We start from the raw sequence: 26701 nt of genomic DNA on the forward strand, positions 1-26701 counted from the left end.
GGAACCGGTGCCATTGAATGGGTGTCAGAAGATTCCGGCGAGGTTCGTCGAGCACGCAGGGACTCCGGGGGTTGGGGGATGCTGGTGGAGGCGTTGACCGCACTGGCCGCGGCCGGTGGGGCGGGGATCGTCCAGGCCGCCGGGACGGACGTCTGGACGGAGGTCCGGAACCGGGTCGCCCGTCTGCTGGGCCGGGGGCGGCCGGCCGCCGAACAGGCCGCGCTCGAACGCCTGGACCGGACCGGCGCAGCTCTGGAGGCGGCCGCGCCGGAGGAGCGCGCCCTCGTCGCCGAGCGTCAGGAGGCCTCCTGGCAGACCAGGCTGGAGGACTTCCTGGAAGGGCTCGATCCGGCCGAGCAGGCGGAGGCCGGCGCCCGGCTCCGGGAGCTGCTGGAGCGGGTCGGCGCGGCTGCGCCGACCACCGTCCGGATCGAGGCGTCCCACAGCGGCGTGACGGCCGGCGGCGACGTCATCAACCACGGTGGCGCCATCGGCCGGGACTTCGGTGGCCCGGTCACCATCGGCGGCGCACCGGACAGCCCGGGCACCGCCGACGGCACGGGCGCCTCGGGCCGTGCCGGAGCCCCCGACCGCCCTACCCCGCCGGGGGCGGCCCCGCGCTGACCGCCTCCGGGGCAGGGCCCGGCGCCGACACCCCGTACGACGGGGTGCGCAGCGCGCGCGACCTCCTCAACTCCGGTGGTGTCGTCGCCGGTTCCGTCCGCGACGTGCATCTCCACGGTCGGCCGGCCGGCGCGGCGGCCACCGTCGACTGGCCGGTCCAGGTCGGCACCGTCCCGCTGCTCGCGGACTGTTTCCGGCACCGGGCCGCCGTCGAGGGCTCGTTCGCCGTCCCGGGCTCCGTCACCGCCGACGGCCTCCCCGGGGCCGGGGCCGGGGCCGGGGCCGGCGGCCACGGTCCGGCCGCCGCCCGTCGCCCGGTCGACGGCCTCCGCCCGGTTGACAGCCTGCGCTCGGTCGACAGCCTGCGCTCGGTCGTGCTCAGCGGACCGGCCGGGACCGGGAAGACCCAGGCGGCCGTCCACCACGTCCAACTCGCCCTGCGCACCCGCGCGGTGGACCTGGTGGTGTGGATCGACGCGAGCAGCGCCGCCGCGATCCGGCACGCCTACGCGCTGGCCGCCGACCGTCTCGGCCTCGGCGGGAGCACCGGGGCCGGCGGGGTCACCCGGGTCGACGGGGACGGCGTGGGCGGCGGGCCCGGCGCCGCCGCGGCGGCCGACCGGCGCCTGCTGACGTGGCTCAACACCACCGACCGCCGCTGGCTGATCGTGCTCGACGGCCTGGCCGACCCGGCCGACCTGGCCGGGCTCTGGCCCGCCCCGAGCGCCACCGGGCTCCTGCTGGTCACGACCCGCCGCGCGGACCGGAGCCTGCGGACCAGCAGGCGCCGGCTGGTCGCGGTCGACGCCTTCACCACGGCCGAGGCGGCCGCCTACCTGGCGGACCGCCTGGCCGTGCACGACCTGTCGGCGCCCGAGGCCGAGCTGCGCGGGCTCGCGGCCCACCACGGGTGCCTGCCCGCCGGGATCGCCGACGCGGCCGGACGGCTCGTCGCCGATCCCGGGGCCGCGCCCTGGCTCCGGCCGCTGCACGCGGGCGCACAGCCGCGCCGAACCGCCGAGTGCGCGCTGTGCCGGCTCTCCTCCGAGGGCACGACGGTCACCCTGCGCCACGCACCCGAGGACGCCCTCTGGGCGGGCTGGACCGAGGCGGTGCTGCGCCGCGCCGGCCTGCACGTCCTCCCGGACGCGGGGGACCGGACCGTCGCCCTGCTCTCCCCCGCGTTCCTGAGGGCGGGCCGCGGATCCGCCGGGCCGTGCGCCCCCGACGGATCCGGCGCGCACAGCCCCGACGGGTCCCCGGCGGGCCCCTCGACCGAACCCGGCGCCGCGGCGGACCTCGGCCACGGGACCACGGTGGCCCTCCGGATCGAGCCGGTACCGGTCGAGGGCCCGGTGGTCGACCTGGTCGGGCTCGGCCCCGAGCCGGCCGCCGCGGCCCTGCTCGCCGCGGTCGGCGGCACACCCCGGGCACCCGACCTGACCGGCCTGCGCTACCCCGGCTCCGTCCCCGCGCACTTCAAGGTGCCGCCCCGGCACCCGTCCTTCACCGGCCGCCGGGCCGTGCTGGAGCACCTGCACCGCCAGCTCGGCGCCGGCGTGGCGGCCGTCCTGCCGACCTCGCAGACCCTCTACGGGCTCGGCGGCATCGGCAAGACCCAGCTGGCCCTGGAGTACGCCCACCGCTACCGGGCCGAGTACGACCTGATCTGGTGGATCGACGCCGAGCAGACCGAGTCGGCGGCCCTCGCCCTGGCCGGGCTCGCGCGGCGGCTCGGGCTCCCGGTCGGCGACTCGGTGGCCGAGGCCGCCGAGGCGGCGCGCGAGGCGCTGGGCCGGGGCAACCCGTCCGACCGCTGGCTGCTGGTCTTCGACAACGCCGACGAGCCCGCCGAGATCCGCCGTTTCTTCCCCGACGGCCCCGGCCGGATCCTGGTCACCTCGCGGAACCTGGGCTGGACCAGGGCCGCCAGCGCCCTGGAGGTCGACGTCTTCAGCCGGGAGGAGAGCGCCGACCACCTGCGCCGCCGGGTCCGCGGACTCTCCACCGCCGACGCCCACGCGGTGGCCGACGCACTCGGTGACCTGCCGCTCGCCGTGGAGGTCGCCGCCGCCTGGCTGGACGCCACGGCGATGCCGGTGGCCGCCTACCTGTCCCGACTGGAGCAGGCGCTCTCCTCCGAGGGAGCCTTCGACTACCCGCGGTCGGTGGCCGCCGCCTGGGGCGTCTCGATCGAGCGGTTGCGGGACCGCTCCCCTGCCGCGGCCCGGCTGCTGCAGCTCTGCGCGTACTGCGCACCGGAGCCGATCGCGGCCCGCCTGCTCTACGGCGAGGAGATGATCGCCGCCCTGGCCGAGTCCGATCCGGCGGCCACCGACGCCTTCGCGGTGGCCGCCGCCGTCCGGGCGCTCGGCCGCTACTCGCTCGTCCGGGTCGACGCGGAGGCCGGCTGCCTCCAACTCCACCGGCTGGTCCAGGCGGTGGTCCGCGGCGAGGTCGAGGGCGGCGGAGGGCAGCTCCGGGCCAAGCACACCGTCCACCGCATCCTCAGCCGGGCCCGCCCGGCCGTGGGTGACACCGACGATCCGACCAACTGGCCTTCCTTCGAGGAGATCTGGCCGCACCTCTACCCCTCCGAGGCGCATCTCTGCGACGAGCCCGAGACCCGGACACTGCTGATCGACCGGGTCCGCTACCTGTGGAAGCGCGGCGAGCTGTCGCAGGCGCTCTCCCTCGGCCGGTCGCTGGACGAGGACTGGACCCGCAAGCTCGGCGGGGACGACCGGCAGACCCTGCTGCTCCGCTTCCAGCTCGCCAACGTGCTGCGCGGGCAGGGCCGCTACACCGAGGCGCTGGCGCTGAACGAGGCGACCCTGGAACGCCAGCGGGCACTGCTCGGTGAGCACCACCCCGACGCCCTGCAGACCGCCGGGTCGATCGGCGCGGACTTCCGCACCCTCGGCCGGTTCGCGGCCGCACTCGACCTGGACCGCGCGACCCACCGGCACTCGGCCGACCTGTTCGGGGACACCCACCCGCGCACCCTCGCCATGGCCAACAACCTGGCGATCTGCTACCGGCTGGTCGGCGACAGCGAGGCCGCGCGCGCACTCGACCAGCAGAACCTGGAGCGCCGCACCGCCGTACTCGGCCGGCACCACCCGTACACCCTGTCCACCAAGACCTGCCTCGCCCGCGACCTGCACGAACTCGGCCGCCACGAGCCCGCGATCGGACTCCTGCGGGAGGCCATGGCCGACCTCGAAGCCGTGCTGGAGCCGGACCTGCCGGAGCACCTGCGCAACACCACCCTGCTGGGCGCCGTGCTGCGGCGGGCCGGGCGGCCCGAGGAGGGCAGCCGGTTGACCGGCGACGCCTACGAGCGCTACCTCCGGCGGTACGGCTCCGACACGCCCGACATGCTGGTCTGCAGGCTCAGCCGGGCCGCCGACCACAGCGCCGCCGGCGACCACCACGCCGCCCTGGACCTGGCCGTGCGCGTCCACGACGCCTATCGCGGGACGTTCGGTGACAGCCACCCGTTCACCCTGGCCTGCGCCGGCAACGTCGCCGTCTACCTGCGCCGGACAGGCGACCCCGGGGCGGGCGCCCGGGCGGGCCGCGCCGCGCTCGATTCGCTGACCACGGCGGTCGGAGCGACCCACCCGTTCACCCTGACCATCACCGCCAACCTCGCCAACGCCCTCGCCGACGAGGGCCGTTGGGCGGAAGCCGAACGGCTCCACCGGGCGGCGGTCGAGGGTCTGCGGGGCCGCTACGGGCCCGACCACCACGACGTGCTCGCCGCCGCGGCGGACCTGGCCCTGACCGTCCTGCTGCGGGGGGCCGACCCGAACGGCCCCGCGGCGCACCGGAACGCCGTGGCCGCACTGGCCCGGCACCTCGGCGAGAACCACCCGGAGACCCGGGCGGCCCGGGAACTGCGCCCGCTCGACCGCGAGTTGGAGACCCAGCCGATCTGAGTCCGCCCTGCCCCGTCGGGCGGGCGCCGGGCCGACGGGCGGGGCCGCGGGCGGGGGCGGGGCGGGGCCGGCGCCCGGCTCGACACACGTACGGGTGAGCCGCTGACAGCGCGTGCTCGCGGCCGCCACAATGGCGGGATGACCCTCACCACCGCCGAGGCGGACAAGATCCTGGCCGACAACTTCGCCCCCTGGGTGCAGGCCCTCGGCCTCTCGGTGGCCGAGACCGGCCCCCAGCACGCGGTGCTCCGGCTGCCCTGGTCCGACCAACTCGCCCGGGAGGGCGGCGGCCTGTCCGGTCAGGCCATGATGGCCGCCGCCGACACCGCGAGCGTGATCGCGGTGTCGGCGGCGCGCGGCGGCTTCGGCCCGATGACCACCGTCCAGCAGTCCACCAGCTTCCAGCGGGCCGTCACCGGACAGGACGTCCTGGTCCACGCCCGGGTCACCAAGCTCGGTCGGCGGATCGCCTTCCTGGACATCGCCCTGACCGCCGAAGGGCAGGACGAACCGGCCGCCCACGCCACCGCGGTGTACGCGCTGGCGTGACCGGGGCGCCCCGTCCGCCCGGCGGTCGGGCGGGTGCTGCGGCGGGCGGGTGCTACAGGGGTGTCGGGTAGGGCTGCTCCATCTCCTTCGACTTCGGGTTCTCCTCCTCACAGACCGCCGATACGAACTCGGCCAGCCGCGCCTGCGGCAGGCCGCGTGCGATGTCGGCCTCGCTGATCATCCCGACGAGCTCGTGCTCGGGGTGGTTGATCACCGGCAGCCGGCGCACCTTGTACTGCTCCATCACCCGCAGCACCTGCTCGGCGTCCTCGTCCGCCTCCACCGTCATCGGCCGCCCCTGGGCCAGTTCGCCCGCCGTCACGTGTTCGGGGTCGCGGCCCTCGGCGACGCACTTCAACACGATGTCGCGGTCGGTCACGATGCCCAGCAGCCGCTGCCGCTCGCCGCAGATGGGCAGGGCACCGACGCCGCGGTCCCGCATGATCCGGGCTGCCGTGGCGAGGGTCTCGTGCTCGCGGATGCACTCCGCGCCCGGGTGCATGATGTCGCTGGCTCTGATCATGATCGGCCTCCTGACGTACCTGCCACTGGCGCTCACTCCATCCTGGTCCGGCCCCGCAGGCCTCGCCACCGGGCTCCGGGGCTCCGGCCGCAGGGACGGCCGCCGGGATCGGGCGCCGGTCCCGGTCACGCCTCCCCGGCGGGCCGCTCCTCCCGGTCCCGTTCGCCCGAGGCCCGTTCACCCGAGGCCCGTTCGCCGGGCCCGTCCGGTACGCGGGCCGCGCCCGTCGCCCCGTTCACCGACCCGTCCACCGAGCGCTCGGACGGCTGACCGGCCGGGGGCCCGCCGGCCCGGTCGGGCTGCGGGTCCAGTGGCGAACGATCCAACAGCTCCTCCAGTGGCGGAAGTTCGAGTTGCTCGACCCGCGGCAGCTCCGGCTCGCCCGCGGCGGCCCCGGCCGGCTCCCCCGCGCCGTCCGCCGCGCCGTCCGCCGCGGCGTCCACCGGTCCCGGCCGCCGCTGCTGCGCCTCGGCCGCGCTGTCCAGGAACCGCAGCAGCTCGACCGGGAACGGCAGCACCAGCGTCGAGTTCTTCTCCGCCGCCACCTCCACCACGGTCTGCAGCAACCGCAGTTGCAGCGCCGCCGGGGTCTCGCTCATCACCGCCGCCGCCTCCGACAGCCGCGCGGAGGCCTGGTACTCGCCGTCCGCCGTGATGATCCGCGCCCGCCGTTCCCGCTCGGCCTCCGCCTGCCGCGACATCGAGCGCTTCATCGACTCCGGCAGGGCGACGTCCTTGATCTCCACCCGGTCGATCTCGATGCCCCAGCCCAGCGCCGGACTGTCGATCATCAACTCCAGTCCCTGGTTGATCGGTTCGCGGTTGGCCAGCAGGTCGTCCAGCTCGCTCTTGCCGATGATCGACCGCAGCGAGGTCTGCGCGACCTGGGAGATCGCGAACTTGTAGTCCTGCACGTTGACGGTCGCCTTCACCGGGTCGACCACCCGGAAGTAGACCACCGCGTCCACCCGCACGGTCACGTTGTCGCGGGTGATGCCCTCCTGCGCGGGGATCGGCAACGTCACGATCTGCACGTTCACCTTTCGCAACCGGTCGGCCACCGGCATCAGCGCCACCAGACCCGGCTGCCGGATCTCGTCCCGCACGCGGCCGAACCGGAACACCACGCCGCGCTGGAACTGCTGCACGACCCGGACGCTCAGACCGGCCACCACCGCGCCGACCAGCAGCACTCCGACAATGACCCCCACCACGATATCGACGACCATCACGGCCTCCTCGCGGGCACCGGCAAGTCCCGGCCGTCGCCGTCCCGGCCCTGCCGGGGGCCGCCGGAGCAGCACCTTCCACGCTACGCCTGCGGGCGCAGCACCGGGACGCGCGCCGGGCCGGGCGCCCGGGGCGGGCCCGGCGGCGAGGCGCCGGGACGGGCGCCGGACGCGCCGCGCGTACCCCGCCCGGACGCCCGGAAACCGATCAGGCCAGGCCTACGATCGAGCCATGCAGCCCGCCGATCACGGCCTCGCCCCCGGCCGCAGCCCCGGCCCGGCCGCCGGCCGCATCGCCGACGCCGCCGCCGACCCGGGCGACCCCCGTCACCCGGCCGCGGCCGCCGCCCGGGCCGGCGGGCTCACCGCGCTGGACCGCGTGGTCACCGGCTGCCGCGCCTGCCCGCGGCTGGTCGCCTGGCGCGAGGAGGCCGCCCGCACCAAGCGCCGCGCCTACCTGGACTGGGACTACTGGGCCCGCCCGATCCCCGGCTTCGGCCCGCCGGACGCCCCGCTCGTCCTGGTCGGCCTGGCCCCCGCCGCCCACGGCGCCAACCGCACCGGCCGGATCTTCACCGGCGACCCCTCCGGCGACCTGCTCTACGCCGCGCTGCACCACCTCGGGCTCGCCAACCGCCCCGAGTCCGTCCGCCACGGCGACGGGCTGCAGCTGCACGGCGTCCGGATCACCGATCCGGTGCGCTGCGCGCCGCCCGACAACCGGCCGACCACCGCCGAACGCGACACCTGCCGCCCCTGGATCGTCCGCGAGCTGGAACTCATGCGCCCCACCGTCCGGACGGTGGTCGCCCTCGGCGGGTTCGCCTGGCAGGCCGTGCTCCCGGTGCTCGCCGCGGCCGGATGGGAGCCGCCGCGCCCCCGGCCGGCGTTCGGGCACGGCGCCCACGTCGTCCTGCCCGCCGCCGACGGCGGCCCGCCGCTGGAGCTCTACGGGTGCTACCACGTCAGCCCGCGCAACACGAACACCGGCCGACTGACCACCGCCATGCTGCACGACCTGCTCCGCACAGCCGCCCGCTCGGCCGGGCTGCAGCCGACCGGCCCCGCCCCCGCCGAGGAGTGACGCCGGCGGCAGCCCGCGCCGGCGCTCCCCGGCGTCCCCTCAGCCGAACCGCGCCAGCTTCCGGCCCGACGCCCCCGCCCAGACCGCCGGCAGCTCCCGCCGCGCCGCCGCGCCCGCCGCCAGCTGCCACGCGTACAGCACGCCGTACCCGAACGCCTCGCCCGAACCCTCCGCCTGCTCCCGCAGCGCGGCCTCCGCCACCACGGCGTCCTGGTGCTCCCCGAGCACCTCCTGGACCGCCTTCATCCGTTCGACGTACCGCTCGGCCCTCCGGCCGACCGCCGGCACCGCCGTCTCCCCGGCGTACCGGGCCCGCTTCGCCGCCTTCCGCGCCTCGTGCAGCGCCCGGTCCTGCGCGGGCCCGTCCGCCGGACCCTCCGCCAGTGCCGCCCGCACCCGCTCCGCCGTCCGGCGCTGCTCGCGCGCGGCGATCCGGGCCAGCTCCGGCCCGGCCGGCCGCCCGGCCCGGCCGCGCAGCGGCGGGTCGGCCAGCAGCGCGGCGAGGCCGTCCCCGAGCGCGCGCCGCCGCGGGCTGTCCAGCGCCGCGACCACCTCCGGCCACACCCGCCGGTACTCCTCCGCCGACCACCGCTCCAGCTCCCCCGCCACCCGGTCGGGTCCGCAGGCCGCCGGCAGCTCCCGTGCCTGCGCCACCAGCCGCTCGCCGAGCACCTCACGGTCCCGCGCCCGCCCGAGCGCAGCCCCCAGCCACCGCAGCTCGGTCACCAGCTCGTCGGTGGCCCCCGCCGCGAACACCCGCCGGAAGGTCCGCAGCGCACTGCGCAGCCGCCGACACGCCACCCGCATCCGGTGCACGGCGTCCGGCTCGTCCACCCGCACCGCCTCGTCCAGTGCGTCCAGTACGGCGGCCTGCGTCCCGATCCGGTCGAGCACCGCCGCACCGACCGTGCGGCTGCGGTTCTGCGCACCCACGCGCTCACCCCTTCCTCGGGGCCGCCGGGACTGCCTCGGGGCCGCCGGAACGCCTTCCAGGCTAGGTCCTCCCCCCGTTCCCGGCATAAGACCGCCCCGGGGACACCCGGCCGGCACACGACCACCCGGCACGAACGGCCGTGGCCTCCCCCGAGCGGGTGCTCGGAGGAGGCCACGGTGGTGCTGCGGTCGGCGCCGGCCCGGTCTCACCCGGATCGGCGCCGAGCGGTCAGGACGGCAGCTGCGCCCGGGCGAACCAGCGCTGGTTCGGGTTGGCGTTGCACTCCCAGATCCCGAGGGCGGTGCCGTTCGCGGTGTTCCACCCGGGGAGTTCCAGGCAGCTGTTGGCCCCCGGGTTGTAGAGCGCGCCGTCGAAGCGCCGCACCCAGATCTGGCCCGGGTCGCTGCCGCTGCAGGCCTGGATCTGGACCTTCGAGCCCCACTGGGCGGGCTTGTCGGCGATGCCGAGGCACCGGTTGTCGTCCCCGCGGACCTTGATCCTGCTGTCGGTGGTCAGCGTGAAGTGCTGCGAGTCGCCGTTCCAGCAGTCGTGGACGGCCACCAGGGCACCCACGGCGCCGCCCCAGTCGTCGATGCACTTGCCGGGGTTGTACGAGCTGTGGAGCTGGACCCGCGAACCCGTGGTGGCCAGCGCGTTGGCCTGCGTCTCGGTGAACGCGTACGGGTAGACCCGGACGTCGCCGATCGCGCCGTTCAGCAGACCCTCCGGCGTCGTGAACCGGGAGGTGACCGCACCGCCGATGTTCAGGCTGCCGGTGGCCTTCCAGGTGTTGGGCACCTGGGCCGAGCCGGTGGCCCGCCCGTTGACGTAGAGCGTGATCGTCCCGGCCTGGGCGTTGTAGGTGCCCACCAGGTGGGTCCAGACGCCGAGGTCCGGCTCGTGGTCGTCCACCGCGCTGTAGTAGGCACCGGTGTTGAGGTAGTCCTCGTGCGGCAGGACGAGCGCCCACTTGCCGAACGCGGCCGAGTACTGCAGGTAGAACGGGCTGCGCTCGGCACCGGTCAGGGTGACGACGTTCTGGTAGCCGTTCCGGTTGTTGAGCTTGACCCAGGCCGCGACGGTGTAGCTCTGGGTGGTGTCGATGTTGGCCTGGTTGGTGGAGCGGTAGAAGGTGGACGAGCCGTCGAAGACGGTCGCCCGGTCGGCCGCGCCGTTGTGGTCGGCGGTGCGGGTGAACGCGTTCGGGTAGAGCGGGTTCTCCGGCTTCGCACTCGGCCTGGCGGGATCGGCGTAGTTGGAGTCCGCCTTGTTCTGGGCGTCGAGCGCGTACCAGAGCGGGTTCACCCCGGTGTTGGCGACCGTCTGCGGCCCGACCTGCCAGGTGAAGCCGGCGTTGGCGGTGCCGGGGTTGGCAGTCTCGCCCCACCAGATGTCGACCCGGCCGTCGCCGCCCTTGCCCCACAGGGTCGGGAAGCCCTTGCCGGTGAGGTCGCCGTCGGAGCCCATCGTCGGCCAGCCGTCGACCGGCACGCCACCGATCTTCGTCGCGGTGGCGATCCCGGTCAGGGTCGGCACCGTGACGGGCCGGCCCGTCGCGTCGACCATCGGACGCCCGTTGCCGTCGGTCGCGGGCACCGTGCCGGTGGTGAAGGTGTGGGCGAGGAGATCGCCCTTGGCCCCGTCCGCGGCCGCCTCCAGGTTGCGGCTCCAGAGGCCGGGGTGGCCCTGCTTGGCCCAGTCGCCGGGAGTGATGAGCTCCTTGTCCTTCCAGCCGGAGGCAGCCAGGCGGACGGGCTTGCCGAGGACGTTGCCGGCGGTCGCCGGGTAGTACCAGAGCGCGGCGTCGGTGCCGTTGTTGGTGCTCTCGACGGTGAGCAGGCCGCTCTTGTTCTTGAACTGCAGCTTGTAGTCGAGGTCGGTGCTGACCGGGTCGCCGAGCGAGGCCACACGCAGGGTCCTGGACCAGTCGGTGGCGTTGTAGTCGGCCGCGGTCCGCCAGGAGCAGTCCTCGGTGGCCGTCGTGGCGCACTTCGGCTTGGCGAGGAGGGTCCTGGAGTCGACGCGGCCGTAGTAGCCGGTGTTACCGGGGTTTCCGTAGAGCCAGAGGTTCTTGTCCCCGGGGGCGTGGGCGACGATGTCGTCGATGTTGTTGCCGCCGGTGAACGTGCCGCGGTGGGCGAACTGGATGTCGCCCCAGCCCTGGCCGGTCGGCGAGTCCTCGCGCTTGGCGACCAGGGAGACCGCCGGGCTCTTCGCCTGCGGGTTGCCGGGCACGGTGTAGGCGCGGAGGTCGCCGGCCTGGTCGGGCGTCACGATGTCGGGTGCGCTGTCACCGGTCACGTCGCCGAAGACCGGCGGCGGGCCGTCCGGGTTCCACGGCACGTAGAACGCGTACTGCGCCACCGGCGAGACATTGCGGGCGTTGTCCATCACCTGGATGTAACCGATGTTGGTGCCCCAGCGGCCGGCGTAGATGCCGATGCCGCCCTGCGACAGGCTGCTGCCGCACTGCCAGTCGACGCCGGCGAACTGGGGCTCCCAGGCGAAGCGGGCGCACATCACACCGGAGGGAGTGCCGCCGTCGGGGGCGTTGTCGACCGCGGTGAAGGGGACGATGCCCCACTCGCCGGCGCGCTTCTTGGTGGCCTGTCCGTTGCCCGACGGCGGGAAGCGGTCGGCCAGTTCGGCGTCCGAGAGCGTGCTGTAGACGTCCGGGACGGAGATGCTCGGCGGCGTCAGGTCGACGCCGAAACGGCAGGTCGGAGTCGAGTCGGACATCCCGATCAGCTTGTCGGTGGCGTGCGCGCTCCAGCCGTAGACGTGGCCGTCCTTGATCACGTCGCCGCGGACACCGAAGGCCGCGTTGCCGCCGTTGCCGACCTCGCCGGAGAAGCCGGAGTCGACGTCGGGGACGCCCGGCAGGGTGTAGTCCCAGATGTGCGTCCAGGAGTAGAGGCTGTTCTGCACGGGGCTGTGCACGGTCGCGTTGAGGGTGACCGCGCCGTTGAAGTTGCTGCCCGCGCTCATCCAGGCCAGCGAGGAACCGTCACAGCCCTGGTTCTCCGCCCACGGAACCGCCGTAGCCGGGGCCGGCCAGGCGGCCTGGTTGGTGGGGGTGTCGGGGACGCGGTCGTACTCGACGGTGATCACCGGGCGGTAGTCGAGCCGCTTGAAGCCCAGCCGGTTGACCTCGTCCCGGGCGAACACCCCGAACGTGAGGGTGTCACGGGACGGCGCGTAGTCCCGGAAGGTAGAGGTGATGTCGTAGCTGAACGGCACGTTGTCGTGGCAGCCCTGGCCGCCGGAGCCGGCCACCTGCGCCTCACCGATCCGCCCGCCGCCGACCACGCCCGGCGGCTTGCTCCAGGTGGTCTCGTTGCTGATCGGACCGGTCAGGTAGAGGTCCAGCCAGTACTTGTCGGTGCACGAGAAGTTCGAGGACTCGTACTCCCAGGCCGTCAGGGTGGCCTTGTTGACGACGGTCCCGCCGTAGCCGCGGGTGTCGAACTGGAAGTAGGACCGCTCGACGCCCTTGTCGGTCAGGTAGCCCTGGTAGCCGACACCGGGGCGGGCGTACTGCCCGTTGGTGGCGGTGGTCTGCCCGAAGCGGGACGTGCCCGGGTAGGCCGACTGGGTCCAGGTCCAGGCATTGCCCTCGCGGCGGTCGGGGATCCAGCCCGGGTCGATGAACCAGGGGCCCTGGCCCTTGCCGAGCACCGAGTCGTCGGTGGTCAGCTCGATCGCGTCACCGGTGGTGGTGGTGGGCATGGTGGCGACCTTGGCCCCCGCGGCGGGGCCGTCGGCAGTGCTGACCTTGCCCGACTTCGCTGGGGCGGCCGCGGTCGGCGCGCCACCGTCCGGACCGGCGGGGGCCGCCGGCGCGGCCTTGGCGCCCTTTTCGGCCGGGGACGCTGGGGTGACGGTGCCTGCGGAGCTGTCCCACATCTGCGGGGTCGGGGCGTGCCAGCGGGTCGCGCCGTCCTTGGTGGTGGCGGTGAGGTTGCCCGCTGCGTCGGCCTTGACCGACACGCCCTTGCCGCTGGTGCCGAAGCGGACCTTCTTGAGCTTCGGATTCTTGGCCGCCTCGGCCGTCTTGACGATCAGGACGGTGCTGAGGCCGCCGGACTTGTCGGCGGTGACCTTCAGGTCGATGCCGGGCGCGACCTCCGGGTAGACCAGTCCGTCGCCGTCCTCGTCGAGGGTCGGCTTGGTGAGCGGGAACGGCGAGTCGATCGCGAGGGTCTCGCCGTCGGCGCTGGTCAGGGTGCCGAGCGGCCCGCTGCCGCCACCGGAGAGGTGGACGCCGGAAGCGGCGTTGCGCGGCCGGAAGCCGCCGGCCGGGTCGGCGACGAGCGTGGCGTCCAGGGTGGCCCAGGTGCCGTCCTGCTGCTTGGCACGCTGCTGGTCAGGGTGCTGAGTGCGGGAGAGGTGCCCCTCGGGGGTGGCCACCGTCTCGCTGAACTCGTCCGTCAGCTCCGGCACGGGGACCGGCTTCTTGGTCGCCTTGGCCTGGGCGATGGCTTTGTCAGCCGCGGTGACAGCGGGCTTGTCCTTGGCCCGCTTGGCATCGGCGGCGGCCATGGTGGCGGCGAGGCTCGGCGGGACGGCGGCGCCGGACTGCTTGGCGGCGGGCACGGAGTCGGCGAACGCGACGGGCGCCACGGAGGTCAGGGCCAGGACGAGCCCGACGGCCGTAGCGGATGCGCGCGGCGACGGAATTCTCGAACGGCGGCGCGCGCCGGAGCGGCCCCCGGGCGGAGCTGCAGACATTGGTGAAGTCCCCCACGCAATGGTGAAGTGGCTGCTCACGGGCGATCTGTGGAGATCTGGAGCAGAGGTCGCAAGGCAAGCTGCCGGACCAGCCGACGGTTCGTCAATTCATTTAGTTCGTACAGACGTCCGATTTGATGGCAGGCGAACCGGTTTGGCCGCCGTGTGATGTCTGTCACCGGGGAGATAGATCGACAATTCGCTCGACCCGATCGTGTTCGAAGGCCTACTCTCCGCCACAGTCGAACACCTGCGCCTAAATTGAGGCGCCGTCAGCATCCGTGGGGGTAACAGTGCCTGTTCGTCGTGCCCGTTTGCCGTGGTCAGCGGGGAGGGGGGCGCCACCGCCAGCGTCGAGAAGCTCTCGTGTTGCTTTTGTGAGTGCGCTGGCGCTGCTCGGTGCTCTGGTGGCGCCGGTCGCGCCGGCGTTGGCTGCGCCGGTGGCGGACAAGAACAAGGACAAGGTGTGGTCGCCGCCGAACACGCCGCTGCCGAAGACGCCGTCGGTGGCGGGTTCGGCGGAGAAGCCGAAGTCGGTTCCGGCGAAGAAGGGTTCGCCGGACTGGGTGCCGCCGAAGGCCGCGGCGAAGGTGGCTGCGGGTTCGGCGGTCGCGCTGCTGGACGCGGCGCCGTCGGCGGGCGCGCAGGCGGTCCGCAAGGGCGCGGACGGCGTCGAGGTGCGGGAGCCGGCGGCGGGGGCGTCGAAGCAGGCCGGTGAGCTGCCGGTGTGGCTGGCTCCGGTCGCGCCGGACGGCGGGGCTAAGGCGGCTGGCGCACCGGCCGCCGATGCCGCCCCGGCCAATCCGCCGGTGAAGGTGAGCGTGGCGGATGCGAAGGTGGCTTCGGCGGCGGGTGTGCAGGGTGCGCTGGTGTCGCTGGCCCGGAACGAGCAGGCGGATGCGGCGAAGGTCCGGGTGGGCCTGGATCTGTCGGGTGTCGGCTTCGGTGGTGACTTCGCGCAGCGGGCGCGGCTCGTCTCGCTTCCCGCGTGTTCGCTGACCACGCCGGAGGTGGCGGGCTGCCTGGAGCGCACGCCCGTACCCTCGCACTACGACGCGCGGGCGAAGCGGCTCGTCGCGGACATCGACCTGCCCGCGGTGGATGCGGCATTGACGAAGGGCCAGCAGGCGGACGCCAAGTCGGCTGACCTTGCGCCGTCGGGCGGGTTCGCCGCCGGGGCTTCGGCGCCGATGGTGCTGGCGGCCGAGGGTACCCCGTCCAGTGGTCTGGGCACGTACTCGGCGACGTCGTTGTCGCCGAGTCAGGCGTGGACGGCGGGCAGCTCGTCCGGGTCGTTCACCTACAGCTATCCGATCCAGTCCCCGCCGACGCTGGGCGGTTCCGCGCCGCAGGTCGCGCTGGGCTATGACTCGGCGTCGGTGGACGGCCGGACGTCGTCCACCAACTCTCAGGCTTCCTGGATCGGTGACGGCTGGGACCTGAACTCCGGGTTCGTGGAGCGCTCCTACAAGCCGTGTGACAAGGCGGGGATCGCGGGTTCGGGTGACCAGTGCTGGGGCGGGGCGAACCTGACCCTGTCACTGGGCGGCCACTCCGGCGAGCTGGTCCCGCACGACGCCTCCTGCGTGTCCGGTAATGCCAAGGACGAGCAGTCCAAGTGCACGTGGCGGTTGAAGAACGACGACGGCACCAAGGTCGAGTTCTTGACCGGTGCCACGAACGGCACCTGGAACGACTCGTACCTGAAGGTGACCGACACCGCCGGCACGGTCTACTACTTCGGTCTGAACCACCTGCCCTCCGCCGCCGGCGCCCCGACCACGGTCGGTCCGGAGTCGAAGTCGGTGTGGACGGTGCCGGTGTACTCGCCGAACGCGGGTGACCCGTGCTACGACGCGGCCAAGGGCAAGGGCTCGTGGTGCCAGACGGCGTGGCGCTGGAACCTCGACTACGTCGTGGACGTCCACAACAACCTGACCACCTACGCGTATGCGCCGGAGACCAACTGGTACGCGCGTGGCGGCGGTCAGAACCGCGGCTCGGGCACGAACACCGAGTACACCCGCGGCGGCACGCTCGCCTCGATCGGCTACGGCCAGCTGCTCTCCGACCAGCTGGGTGCCAATGGCGCCTACCAGGCGGCGTCGAAGGTCGACTTCGGCATCGGTGAGCGGTGCGTGGCAGGCGAGGCGGCCTGCGCGCCCGTGCAGCGTACGGCGGCCAATGCTTCGAACTGGCCGGACGTTCCGCTGGACAAGCAGTGCGCGCAGCAGGGCACGTGCTCGAACTACGGGCCGAGCTACTGGTCGACGCAGTGGCTGAACTCCATCACCACCTCGATCCGTTCGGGCGGTTCCTACCGTCCGGTGGACCGCTACGAGCTCACCCACGTGTTCAAGTCTCCGTCCAACTCGGGTGAGAACACGCAGATCCCGTGGCTGCAGACGGTGAAGCGGTTCGGCAAGGACACGTTCAACGGCCAGAGTGAGCAGGAGCTGCCGGCGGTCACGTTCGCCGACCTGCTGCTGCCCAACCGGGTGGACGGTCTGGTGCCGGCCCGGCCGCGCTACAACCGGCCGCGCATGGAGCTGATCACCACCGAGACCGGTGGCACGATCGGCGTGGAGTACAAGCAGAACTCCTGCCAGCGCACGACGGGGAAGATGCCGGCCTCCGCCGACAGCAACACCATGGCCTGCTACAACGTGAAGTGGTACGACACGGGTGTGGCGGCGATGGTGGACGACTGGTTCCTGCGCTACCCGGTCGCCTCGGTGACGGTGGACCCGAACTCCAACCTGATCACGGGCGCGCTGACGAAGACCACCGCCTACGAGTACGGCGATGCCGCCTGGCACCGCAACGACGGCGCGCTGGTGGACGACAAGTCCCGGACCTGGGACCAGTTCCGCGGCTTCGCGAAGGTTACCGCGGTTACCGGTTCGGGTCAGGACGGCAAGAAGTCCAAGACCTCGACCAGCTACTACCAGGGCATGGACGGGGACCTGAAGGCGGACGGCAGCAAGCGTTCCCTGACGGTTTCCGGTCCGACCAGCGGTGCCAAGACCGACTCGGACTGGCTGTCCGGCCGGGTGCTGGAGTCCGATGTCTACGCCGACGCGGACGCCACCTCGCCGGAGTCGTGGACGGTCAACACCAGCAGCGGACCGTCCGACACGGCCACGCACAAGCGCACCGGCCTGCCGGACCTGGTGGCCCGCTACGCGGCCACCACCTCGACCAGCGTGAGCACCGCGAAGACCACCACCGGCACCCGTTCGACGTCCACGGTGACCACCACCGACAAGGACCACGGCAATCGGGTCGTCAGTTCACTGAGCACCGCCGACGGCACACCCGACATCTGCACCCGCAATACCTATGCCACCGGCGGCAACGCGCAGATGACCGGGCTGGTCTCCGAGGTCCTGACCGTCTCCGGCGCCAACGCCTGCACCGTGACGGCCACGTCCACCAACACCGTCTCCGGATCACGCGCCCTCTACGACGGCCAGGCGTTCGGCAACGCCGGTGCCAAGGGCGAGGCGACGGGGGCCCAGGTCCTCGACCGCTACGACGGCGCCAATGCCCAGTGGGTGACCACCGGCACCACCGCCTACGACGGCTACGGCCGCACGATCGGTGCGACCGATGTGACGTCAACGGACAGCGCCAACCCGAACGGTGCCACGGCCACGACGAGCTACGGCTCGGCGAACCCGGGTGAGCTGCCGAATCAGACCGTCACCGGCACACCGGCTCCGGCGGGTGCGCCGGACGCGGGCGCCAAGCGCACCACCACGGTCACGCTGAACCCGGCCCGCGCGCTGCCGCTCACCACCACCGACCCCAACGCCCGTACCGTCACCCAGTCCTACGACGGACTGGGCCGGCTGAAGGCCGTGTGGACGCCGGGTCGGGCGACCAGTGAGAGTGCCAACTACACCTTCGACTACAGCGTGGACGGCACCGCAAGGCCCTCGGCGGTCACCAGCCGCACGCTGCGCTCGGGTGGGAAGGACGCCGTCTCCACGCAGATCATGGACGGCCTGGGCCGGGTCGTGCAGACCCAGACCGACCCGGCGATCTCCGCCTACCACGGGCGGCTGGTCACCGACACCTTCTACGACTCCCAGGGCCGCACCAACCGCGCCTACGCCACCTACTACGACGACACCTCCGCGCCGAACGCGGTGCGGTTCAACGCGACCGCGGCGCAGGTCCCGGGCCAGAGCTACACCGAGTTCGACGGGATGGGCCGTCCGGTGAGCTCGCAGTTCATCGCCCTGGGGGTGCTGCAGAACACCACGACCACCGCCTATCCAGGCGCGGACCGTGTCGACGTGACCCCGCCCGGCGGGGCGACCGCGACCAGCATGGTCACCGACGCGCGTGGCCGTACCGCCCAGCTGTGGCAGTACCGCACCCCGAACGCGACCGGCAAGCAGACCGACGCCGAGGTCACCACGTACACCTACACGGCGGGCGGGCAGGCTGCCACGCGTACGGATGCGGCCGGGAACTCCTGGAGTTACGGCTACGACCAGCGCGGCCGCCAGGTCCGCGCTGACGACCCCGACACCGGCGTCTCCACCCGCACCTACGACGGCGCCGGGCGCCTGGCAACCACCACGGACGCACGTAACCAGACCATCGCCGTCACCTACGACCTGCTCGGCCGCAAGACCGGCACCTACAACGGCACCGTCGCCCCCGGCAACCAGCTCACCGGCTACACCTACGACACCGTCGCCAAGGGCCAGCCCGCGAGTTCGACCCGCTACGTCGGCGGCGCCACCGGCTCCGCCTACACCAAGGCCGTCACCACGATCGACGACGCCTACCGGCCGACCAAGACCACCGTGTCCATCCCCGGCAGCGAGATCGGCCAGAGCGGGCAGCAGACCTTCGAGTACGAGGCCGTCTACGACCCGATCACCGGCGCGGTGACCAACGAGTACCGGGCCGCCGCCGGCAACCTCGCCGACGAGTCCATCAACTACAAGTACGAGGCCTACGGGCTGCTGCACGACATGAGTGGAGCGGGTGACGTCTATCTGCGTCAGTCGGACTGGGACGCCTACGGGCGCAACATCCGCTCGACGGTGAACCCGTTCGGCTGGCAGATCGTCGCGACCAACACCTACGACGAGTCCACCGGGCGTCTGCTGACCCAGTACATCGACAAGCAGACCGCCACCAACGGCACCGTCCAGAACACCACCTACGCCTACAACCAGGCCGGCCAGATCACCGCGATCCGCACCATCCCCAACAACACCCCCGCGGCCACCGACCTGCAGTGCTTCACCTACGACCACCTCGGCCGCCTCACCACCGCGTGGAGCGACACCGGCCGACTCAACCAGCCCACCCCCTCCCTCACCGGACAGGGCACCTGCGCCAACACCACCCCCACCAGCGGCGCGCTCGCCCCGGCGAAGACCACGGTCGGCGGCAGCGCCGCCTACTGGCAGGACTACTCCTACGACCTGACGGGCAACCGCACCAAGCTGATCAACCACGACCCCGCCGGCGACGTGGCGAAGGACCTCAAGACCGAGCAGACCTTCCCCGCCCCCGGCACCCGCAACACCCCCACCACCGCGGCCGGAACCGGCGGCGGCACCGGCGGACCCCACGCCCTCACCACCGCCAAGAACACCTTCGGCTGGAGCCCGGGCACCCAGGGCAGCGACCAGTACGACGCCGCCGGCAACACCACCAAGATCACCAACCCCGGCGGCAACAAGGAACTCAAGGCCGGGTTCACCCTCAAGTCCGGTGAGTCGGTGCGCTCCAACGGCGCCCAGCTCACCATGCAGGCCGACGGCAACCTCGTCCTCACCTCCCTGCGCTCCGGCCAGGCCGTGTGGGCCACCAACACCCAGGACCACCCGGGCGCCTGGGCGACCATGCAGGACGACGGCAACTTCGTCGTCTACGACCCCCAGCGCGTTCCGCTCTGGTCCTCCCAGACCTGGGTCGGCAACAACAGCGGGTACTTCGCGGTCGTCCAGGACGACGGCAAGTTCATGGTCTACGCCCCTGGCTGGCAAGCCAAGTGGGGCACCTCGACGTGGAACACCGTCGACGCCGCCAACGGCGCGACCCTCACCTGGGACGTCGAGGGCAAGCTCGCCTCACTCACCCAGGGCGGCGCCACCACCAGCTACGTCTACGACGCCGACGGCAACCAGCTGATCCGCCGCAACCCCGGCAGGATCACCGTCAACCTCGGCGGCGGCGACGAACTCACCTACGACACCAACAGCAAGACCAGCACCGGCACCCGCTACTACACCATCCCCGGCGGCATCACCCTCGTCCGCCAGGGCCCGGACAAGCTCACCTACCAGTTCGCCGACCACCACGGCACCAACTCCCTCTCAATCGACCACGACACCCTCGCCGAGACCCGCCGCACCACCGACCCCTTCGGCGTCACCCGCGGCCCCGCCTCCCTCACCACCCCCTGGGCCGGCGACAAGGGCTACGTCAACGGGCTCAAGGACGACAACACCGGCTTCACCAACCTCGGCGCCCGCCAGTACCAACCCACCACCGGCCGATTCCTCAGCCCGGACCCGATCATGACTCCTGAGGATCCGCAGCAGTGGAACGCCTACGGATACAGCAACAACAATCCGATCAACAAGGCCGACCCCAGTGGCCTCGCCCTGGAAGAGTGCGCAAGCGGCATGTACCGGTGCTCGAACAACGGAACCAAGGTCGAGGGAGACGGTCCGAACCACCAGAAGATCGTCGCCCAGATCCAGGCAGAGGCGCCGATTAGGCAGGCCGGGTACAAGCGCTTCCTCCAGGCCCAGTCGCCCTTCAGCACGTACTGCCCGGCATGCCAGAACTACAGCGGCAAGGGCGGGGTCCCACCGCTGCCCGGGGCCAAGGGGACGAGGACACCCGGGTCGGACAAGTGGGGCATCGACAAGGGGTCCGGGCCGGCCAACAACAACATGAGTGCACTGCAGTTGACGGGCGGCTGGTTCCTGAACGGTCTGGGCCGGACCCAGACCTTCGGCGGGAACTCACAGTTGGTCACCGACCTCGCGAAGCACGACGTGGTGAACCAGGTGCGAAACACGCTCATGACGCGCGTCCAGACAGGAGCGCCGGACGTCATGGATATGGCCCCCGTGCGCTACAAGGACGCGGGCCCGGAGCCGGGCACATTGTTGAACAGCCCCAGGGGCGGCGTCCTCGACATACTGGGCATCATCACCAATGGGAGGCTGGGGACCAGCAACCCTTCTGCTGCCTTCCTGGGCTCCTACAGCGGAGACGCATGGGTGAAGGAGATCGACGCCGGGGCCAATCTGGCAAAGCTTCACTTCGAGATCAGGAACACCTCGGGTTGGAATTCTGCCACCCATATCATTCCGGAATCCTGGCAGAACTGGATCGAGGCGCCACTTCCGGGGCAGTCGGTCTACGAGCGCCTCGCCTGGGACGAGTATTGGCCAATCGACCGGTGCGTGAACTCGCTGTCCTACATACGGTAAGGTCGAGCTGTATGTGGGGAGTTCAAGATGTGCGCAGTGTTTCACTCTGAACGGAGGACCATGGTCCTTAGACCTTCCCGGCTTGCATTCACGCTGGGGTTTGCAGGGCTGCTGATCAGCGGCTGCTCGGCCGGCGGATCGTCCTTCGAGGCGTCCCAGGACGACATTCTCGGGACGTGGACCAACCAGAAGGGGGCGCATCTCGTCATCGAGTCGGGAGGGACCTTCCGCACGGAGAAGATCACCAAAGCGGTCTCGCTCCACGGCGGATGCGACCAGGCCCTCACCACCGGGAAGTGGCTGCTCCTGGGGGATCAGACGCGTGTGGCGACGACCAGCGCCCCCAAGGGATCGGCCATCAGCCTGATGCCCAGTGGAAATGGTGGAAGCGACGAGCAGCGCGGGTGCAGCATCTCCGCGAGCGTCCAGAAGGACGACGACGGGATGAACCTGTGCCTGGTCGAGGATCCCGACCAGACCTGCGGAGACGAACAACTGCTTCGCAAGTCCTCAACCGGCTGACCTGGCCTTACGGCAGCCGTCCCGGGCCCGTCCGGCTGATCGCCGGGGAGATCCCGGACGGCCCGAAAGCGCCGCGCTGAGAGCGTCCCGTCCGACACTTCGGGCGGGGCGCTCTCGCTTTTGTGCAGGAGTCTCACCTGCAGACTACGAAGGCCACGGGCTACCGCACGACACGTGCGGCCCGAGGGAACATGAGAAGGCGGTCCACCGATGTCCGGGCGAACATCCACCACGGTTGAGGAGTTCTCGTGTCGTTCCTGGTCTGCCTGATTCCCCTGTTCCTGGGCATAGCCGTCATCACGGACTTTCGCGGGATCAGCAGGTTCTTCATGCAACCGAGTAATAGGTCCTCGGCGAACGGGCCTACGCGCGTTCACCTTCTGGCGGGGTGGGTGTTCATCGCCATCTCGGTGTACGGCCTTGTCTATGGCGGGATCGACCTCGCCAGGGGCTGAGCGAGCGCGACCGGGATCGTTCCCTGTGCCCCGTCCGGGCTGCCGGACGGGGCACCCCCGTTTGTGCTCCGTGCTACTCCTACGGGCGGAGCTGGATGGCGGCCCCTCGGGCCGCGCACCCGCCGCAAACCCATCGCAGCGGTGAACGTCCCACCCCCGGGGCGCGACGGGCGTCCGCCGGCAGGGAACCTGTTCGGTCGTCAGGAACGCAAGGGCCGATGTGCCCTCGTGCGCGGTGGAGGGCTCGTGACATACTCCGGGCATGACGACTTCCACGCGTGCGACGAGGGCCCTGCGGGCCGCGGTGTTCACCGCGCTCGCCGTGCCACTCTCCGCGCTGGGGCAGGTCGTCATCACCGGTCGCCCGTTGCCGCTGACCCTGGTGGTCGCCGCGACCGGCGTCGTCTTCCTGGTCGCGGCCGCGCTGGCCGGCGGGGAGCGGCGGTTGCTGCACATCTCGGCCGTCCTGGTGCCGGTCGAGCTGCTGCTGAACACGACCTTCAACCTCGGCCAGACGGGCTGTGGTCCGGTCCTCGGGCCGGAGCACGTCTCCGCACGCGGCATGAACCTGCTGGTGTGCGGCGGCGGTTCGGTGGACGGCTCGTTGTTCTCGGGGCAGTTGGGGCACGGCGGGCCGTTCCCGCCGGCGCTGACCCAGCTGCTCGTCCTGGTGGTCCACCTGCTGGTCGCGTTCGCCGCCGCCGTCTGGCTGCGGCTGGGCGACTCCGCGCTGTCGGGCCTGGCCCGGGCACTGCGGGTGCTGAGCGAGTCGCTCGCGGCCCCGCTGCGGGCGCTGTTCGCGCTGCTGGCGCCGGTGCCGGTCCGTCCGGTGCTGCGGGTGCCGCTGCCGGTCTCGGACCTCCCGCGGCCGCGCCGCGAGGACGTGGTGGTCGCCCCGGCGCCGCGCCGCGGTCCGCCCGCCTTCGCGCCTGCCTGCTGACGGACCGCCACCGCTGACGCGCCGCCCCCTCGGGGCCGCGCCCGGTCGGCCGGCTGCGGCCCACCGCCCGGTGGAGCCCCCCGCAGGCAGCGCGCACGACTCCCGCGTTCACCGACCGAGCCCCCTCGTCCCTGCGCAGCCGCGAGCGCCCCGCGCCGCCGCCGCGCCGAGGCGGGCACCCCTGCGCGCACCCGCGCGCCGCGTCACGGAGTTGACCCACCATGGCCCAGACCGACAGCACCCAGACGACCGCCGGCAAGCAGCCCGCCGACAAGAAGCCCAGCCGCAAGTACGCCGAGAAGATCAGCGCCCGCCAGCGGATCCAGGAGGCACAGCGCCTGGAGCGGCTGGCCGCCCAGCGCCGCCGCCGGATCGTGGTCGCCGTCTCCGTCGTCGCCGTCCTCGCCCTGGCGGGCGGGACGACGCTGGCGATCAGTGCGGCGGGCGACGGCAAGCCGTCCGCCGATTCCGCCGCCGGCGAGCCGACCGCGCTGGTCGTGCCCGCCAACGCCACCGGCCCGGACGGGACGGTGATCACCTACGGCAAGGCGGACGCCCCGCACACGCTGCAGGTGTTCGAGGACTTCCGCTGCCCGGTCTGCAAGACCTTCGAGTCGACCAACGGCGAGACGGTCAAGAAGCTCACCGACGACGGCACGGTCAAGGTGGAGTACCACCTGGCCGCGTTCCTGGACAAGAACCTCGGCGGCAAGGGCTCGCGCACCGCGCTGGCCGCGGTCGGCGCCGCGCTCAACGAGGGCGTGGACAAGTTCAAGCAGTACCACGACGTGCTCTACGCCAACCAGCCGGACGAGCGCGAGGACGGCTTCGGCAGCGTCAACCACCTGCTGGACCTCGCCGAGCAGGTCCCCGGGCTGAAGACGGACGCCTTCGTGAAGGCGGTCACCGAGCGCACCTACGCGCCGTGGGCGGCGAAGGTCGCGGAGGCGTTCAACAGCAGCGGGGTGACGGGCACGCCGACGGTGAAGCTGGACGACAAGCCGATCACCCTGTTCAGCGCGAACCGCCCGGTGACGCCGGAGCAGTTCACCGCGCAGGTGAAGCAGGCCGCGGGCTTGCAGTGAGCACCACCGGCCCGGCCGAACTCCCGGCCGGGCCGGCCCTTCTCACCCACCGGAGTGTTCTGCCATGACCGCCCCGACCGCTGTGAACCCCCGCCGCCCCGCACCCGCCGGTGCCCGTGCCGACGCCGCTGCGGCGCCCGGCACCACGATCGGCGCGAGCCGCGCCTTCTCGTTGCTCCTCCTCCTCGGTGCCCTGCTCGGACTGGCCGCCTCGGCCGTCCTGACCTTCGACAAGCTCCGCATCCTGGAGAACCCTTCGTACGTCCCCAGCTGCAACCTCAATCCGGTGATCAGCTGCGGTTCGGTGATGCGCACCGAGCAGGCGGAGGTCTTCGGCTTCCCGAACCCGCTGCTCGGCCTGGCCGCCTTCGGCGCACTGGCCGCGATCGGCGCGGGCCTGCTGGCGGGCGCGGCATTCCGCCGCTGGTTCTGGTGGGGCCTGCAGGCCGGCACCGTGCTCGGCGTCGTCTTCGTGCACTGGCTGATCGACCAGGCGCTGTACGACATCGGCGCGCTCTGCCCGTACTGCATGGTGGTCTGGGCGGCGGTGGTGGTGATGTGCTGGTACACCACCCTGCACAACCTGCGCTCCGGGGCGATCCCGGTCGGGCCGCGGACGGCGGTGGTGGTCCGCGAGGCCGCGCGCTACCACTGGGCGCTGCCGGTGCTGTGGGCGGCGGTGATCGCGCTGCTGGTCCTCAACCGGTTCTGGTACTACTGGAGCACCCTGCTCTGAGCCGCCCCCGCGGCCGGCACCCGCTCATCCGCCAAACGCCTCCGCCCGCGCCGACGCCCTCCGCCGGGTCAGCCGAAGACCGCCCGGCGGAAGGCGTTGCGCAGGTCGGTGAGCGGCTGCAGCTCGCGCCCGTAGTGGACCTTGTTGGTGAGCAGCAGCGCCCAGCGGCCGAGCCGCCGGGAGAGCCAGATCCCGGTGCCGGTGAAGCCGTAGTGGACGAAGGTGCCCCCGGCGGGATCGGTGCCGGGGGCGCAGAGCCAGGAGAGTCCGCGGGCCGGGGTCAGGCCGCCGGTCTGCTCGCACAGCGACTCGGCGGTCCACGGTCCGGCCCAGTCCAGCGCGCCCGGCGGGTCCAGCAGGGCGGTGAGGAACCGTTCGAGGTCCCGGGCGGTGGAGAAGGCGCCCGCGTTGCCCGAGACGCCGCCGAGCAGCCGGGCGGACGGGTCGTGGACGACCCCGCGCAGGTGGGCGCCGGCCGCCCGGTCGTACTCGGTCGGCGCGGTGCGGGCGGTGTCGGCCGGGCCGAGCGGGCCGAAGCAGGTGTCGGCCATGCCGAGCGGCCGCCAGACCTGCCGCGCGGCGAGTTCGTCGAGCGGGGCGCCGGCCAGCGACTCGACCAGGTGGCCGAGCAGGACGGCGGCCCGGTCGGTGTACTCGACGGCCGTCCCGGCCGGCCGGTGCAGCGGGGCGGCGACGACGCCGGCCAGCACGGCGGCCCGGTCCCGGCCGTAGAGCGCCTCGAAGTTGGTGCGCAGCGGCATGCCCGCGGTGTGGGTGAGGAGCTGGCGGACCGTCACCCCGCCGACCGGCTGGCCGGCCGCGGCCGGCCAGTAGCTGCCGAGGGGGCGGTCGAGCGGGAGCCGGCCGACCTGCCGGAGGGCGCCGACGCACGGCCAGAGTGCGACGATCTTGGTGACGCTGGCCAGGTCGAAGAGGGTTTCGGGGCCCATCTCCTGCCGGGCGTACGGGCCTTGGCCGAGGGCCCCGGTGCTGCCGCGGCCGCGGGTGCCGCGGGCGTCGCCGACGGCCCAGACCGCTCCGGAGCCGACGGTGCGCGCGCCGTCCGCGACCAGCCGCTCCAGCGGCCCGCCGGGCGCCGCGAGAACGGGCAACGGAGCCGGCGCGGGCACCCGGGCCGGCGCGGACGGCCGGGTGGGCTGGGGCAACGGCGCCGACCCGGCGGGCGAGGCCGGCTCGGGCTGCCGGCCGGAGGCGTCCGGTCGCGTCTGCTCGTCCATGCCTGCCCCCGCCCGCTCGGCCGTCGGTCCGCCGGGAGCCTACCCAGCGGTCGCCGGGTCAGACGGCGGACTCGCCGCCGAACTCCTTGCCCAGGCAGATGCTCTGCGGGTGCTCGCGGTAGATGCCGAACTTCTGGATCGGCCCGTACCCCTCGGAGGTGTAGAGCGCGACCGCCTCGGGCTGCTCGGTGCCGGTCTCCAGAACGATCCTGGTCCGCCCGGCGGCGGCCGCGGTCTCCTCCAGCCGGCTCAGCACCGCCCGCGCGAGGCCGCGGCCCCGGGCGGAGGGAACCACGAACATCCGCTTCAGCTCGGCGTCGCCGTCCCGCAGGCCGTGCGGGTCGGCCCGCTTGGCGCGCCAGCCGCCGCAGGCGACCGGCCGGTCCCCGAGGTAGGCGATCAGGAACAGGCCGGCCGGCGGCTCGAAGTCGTCCGGGTGCAGCACGGTGAGGTCCCCGTCGCCGTAGCGGCGGACGTACTCCTCCTGCACCTCCGCCGAGAGGCGCTGCGCGTCGGGGTGGCCGTAGCCGGTGACGCGGATCTCCACGGCGTCGCCCTTGGCGTCGCGCAGGACGGTGGTGTCGGTGGTGCCGGTCTCCATGGCCGAGGTGCTCTCCATGGTGGAA

Annotated in this window: 16 protein-coding genes; 10 read left to right on the forward strand and 6 right to left on the reverse strand. The window is 72.8% G+C overall.

Annotated features, from left to right (window positions below; genetic code table 11):
• Positions 1-78 precede the first annotated feature (78 nt).
• The 3 genes from RMN57_RS07880 (at position 79) to RMN57_RS07890 (ending at position 5117) form a co-directional block, all read left to right on the forward strand.
• Positions 79-624, forward strand: a complete 546-nt coding sequence (locus RMN57_RS07880; RefSeq protein WP_380233820.1) for a hypothetical protein — start codon at positions 79-81, stop codon at positions 622-624.
• Between the two features lie 104 nt (positions 625-728).
• Positions 729-4568, forward strand: coding sequence for an FxSxx-COOH system tetratricopeptide repeat protein (fxsT, locus tag RMN57_RS07885; protein WP_313762669.1), 3840 nt, complete (start codon positions 729-731; stop codon positions 4566-4568).
• A 138-nt stretch (positions 4569-4706) separates the two neighbouring features.
• A complete protein-coding gene (locus RMN57_RS07890; RefSeq protein WP_313762670.1) occupies positions 4707-5117 on the forward strand; it encodes a PaaI family thioesterase in 411 nt (136 codons plus the stop codon).
• A 52-nt stretch (positions 5118-5169) separates the two neighbouring features.
• On the opposite strand, the gene RMN57_RS07895 is transcribed toward RMN57_RS07890, so the two are convergent.
• Together RMN57_RS07895 and RMN57_RS07900 are read right to left on the reverse strand one after the other, a co-directional pair.
• Complete coding sequence (locus RMN57_RS07895) at positions 5170-5640, reverse strand: CBS domain-containing protein (RefSeq protein ID WP_313762671.1); 471 nt, start codon at positions 5638-5640, stop codon at positions 5170-5172.
• Positions 5641-5765: 125 nt separating this feature from the next.
• A complete protein-coding gene (locus RMN57_RS07900) occupies positions 5766-6869 on the reverse strand; it encodes a slipin family protein (RefSeq protein ID WP_313762672.1) in 1104 nt (367 codons plus the stop codon).
• A 232-nt stretch (positions 6870-7101) separates the two neighbouring features.
• Here RMN57_RS07900 and RMN57_RS07905 point away from each other — a divergent pair, with 232 nt between their 5' ends.
• Positions 7102-7953 (forward strand): uracil-DNA glycosylase, encoded by an 852-nt coding sequence (locus RMN57_RS07905; RefSeq protein WP_313762673.1) that lies wholly within the window; start codon positions 7102-7104, stop codon positions 7951-7953.
• A gap of 39 nt (positions 7954-7992) precedes the next feature.
• Here the strand turns inward: RMN57_RS07905 and RMN57_RS07910 are convergent, their stop codons facing one another.
• The gene (locus RMN57_RS07910; RefSeq protein WP_313762674.1) at positions 7993-8886 is read right to left on the reverse strand and encodes a CHAD domain-containing protein; all 894 of its coding nucleotides are present in this window, start codon (positions 8884-8886) and stop codon (positions 7993-7995) included.
• Positions 8887-9115: 229 nt separating this feature from the next.
• A complete protein-coding gene (locus tag RMN57_RS07915; protein WP_313762675.1) occupies positions 9116-13510 on the reverse strand; it encodes a LamG-like jellyroll fold domain-containing protein in 4395 nt (1464 codons plus the stop codon).
• Between the two features lie 485 nt (positions 13511-13995).
• Here RMN57_RS07915 and RMN57_RS07920 point away from each other — a divergent pair, with 485 nt between their 5' ends.
• The 6 genes from RMN57_RS07920 (at position 13996) to RMN57_RS07945 (ending at position 24837) form a co-directional block, all read left to right on the forward strand.
• Positions 13996-21099, forward strand: coding sequence for an RHS repeat-associated core domain-containing protein (locus RMN57_RS07920; RefSeq protein ID WP_313762676.1), 7104 nt, complete (start codon positions 13996-13998; stop codon positions 21097-21099).
• 60 nt (positions 21100-21159) lie between these two features.
• Complete coding sequence (locus RMN57_RS07925; protein ID WP_313762677.1) at positions 21160-21621, forward strand: hypothetical protein; 462 nt, start codon at positions 21160-21162, stop codon at positions 21619-21621.
• Between the two features lie 248 nt (positions 21622-21869).
• Entirely contained in the window at positions 21870-22076 is a 207-nt protein-coding gene (locus RMN57_RS07930; RefSeq protein ID WP_313762678.1) for a hypothetical protein, read from the forward strand.
• Between the two features lie 262 nt (positions 22077-22338).
• Positions 22339-23016 carry a hypothetical protein gene (locus RMN57_RS07935; protein ID WP_313762679.1) on the forward strand — a complete coding sequence of 226 codons (678 nt, stop codon included), beginning with the start codon at positions 22339-22341 and terminating at the stop codon, positions 23014-23016.
• Positions 23017-23237: 221 nt separating this feature from the next.
• Positions 23238-24101 (forward strand): thioredoxin domain-containing protein, encoded by an 864-nt coding sequence (locus RMN57_RS07940; protein ID WP_313762680.1) that lies wholly within the window; start codon positions 23238-23240, stop codon positions 24099-24101.
• 64 nt (positions 24102-24165) lie between these two features.
• Positions 24166-24837, forward strand: a complete 672-nt coding sequence (locus RMN57_RS07945) for a vitamin K epoxide reductase family protein (protein WP_313762681.1) — start codon at positions 24166-24168, stop codon at positions 24835-24837.
• A 68-nt stretch (positions 24838-24905) separates the two neighbouring features.
• Here RMN57_RS07945 and RMN57_RS07950 read toward each other — a convergent pair whose 3' ends face one another.
• Together RMN57_RS07950 and RMN57_RS07955 are read right to left on the reverse strand one after the other, a co-directional pair.
• A complete protein-coding gene (locus tag RMN57_RS07950) occupies positions 24906-26075 on the reverse strand; it encodes a serine hydrolase domain-containing protein (protein ID WP_313762682.1) in 1170 nt (389 codons plus the stop codon).
• Between the two features lie 58 nt (positions 26076-26133).
• Complete coding sequence (locus RMN57_RS07955) at positions 26134-26622, reverse strand: GNAT family N-acetyltransferase (RefSeq protein ID WP_313767741.1); 489 nt, start codon at positions 26620-26622, stop codon at positions 26134-26136.
• Positions 26623-26701 lie beyond the last annotated feature (79 nt).

Origin of the sequence: Kitasatospora sp. CM 4170 (assembly GCF_032110285.1) — a bacterium.
Taxonomy (GTDB): domain Bacteria; phylum Actinomycetota; class Actinomycetes; order Streptomycetales; family Streptomycetaceae; genus Kitasatospora; species Kitasatospora aburaviensis.

Bases quoted from the DNA above. Each gene is read 5' to 3' on its own strand.
- RMN57_RS07880 (WP_380233820.1), top strand. From the start codon at position 79: ATGCTGGTGGAGGCGTTGACCGCACTGGCCGCGGCCGGTGGGGCGGGG.
- RMN57_RS07890 (WP_313762670.1), top strand. From the start codon at position 4,707: ATGACCCTCACCACCGCCGAGGCGGACAAGATCCTGGCCGACAACTTC.
- RMN57_RS07895 (WP_313762671.1), bottom strand. From the start codon at position 5,640: ATGATCAGAGCCAGCGACATCATGCACCCGGGCGCGGAGTGCATCCGC.
- RMN57_RS07900 (WP_313762672.1), bottom strand. From the start codon at position 6,869: ATGGTCGTCGATATCGTGGTGGGGGTCATTGTCGGAGTGCTGCTGGTC.
- RMN57_RS07905 (WP_313762673.1), top strand. From the start codon at position 7,102: ATGCAGCCCGCCGATCACGGCCTCGCCCCCGGCCGCAGCCCCGGCCCG.
- RMN57_RS07925 (WP_313762677.1), top strand. From the start codon at position 21,160: ATGGTCCTTAGACCTTCCCGGCTTGCATTCACGCTGGGGTTTGCAGGG.
- RMN57_RS07935 (WP_313762679.1), top strand. From the start codon at position 22,339: ATGACGACTTCCACGCGTGCGACGAGGGCCCTGCGGGCCGCGGTGTTC.
- RMN57_RS07940 (WP_313762680.1), top strand. From the start codon at position 23,238: ATGGCCCAGACCGACAGCACCCAGACGACCGCCGGCAAGCAGCCCGCC.
- RMN57_RS07945 (WP_313762681.1), top strand. From the start codon at position 24,166: ATGACCGCCCCGACCGCTGTGAACCCCCGCCGCCCCGCACCCGCCGGT.
- RMN57_RS07950 (WP_313762682.1), bottom strand. From the start codon at position 26,075: ATGGACGAGCAGACGCGACCGGACGCCTCCGGCCGGCAGCCCGAGCCG.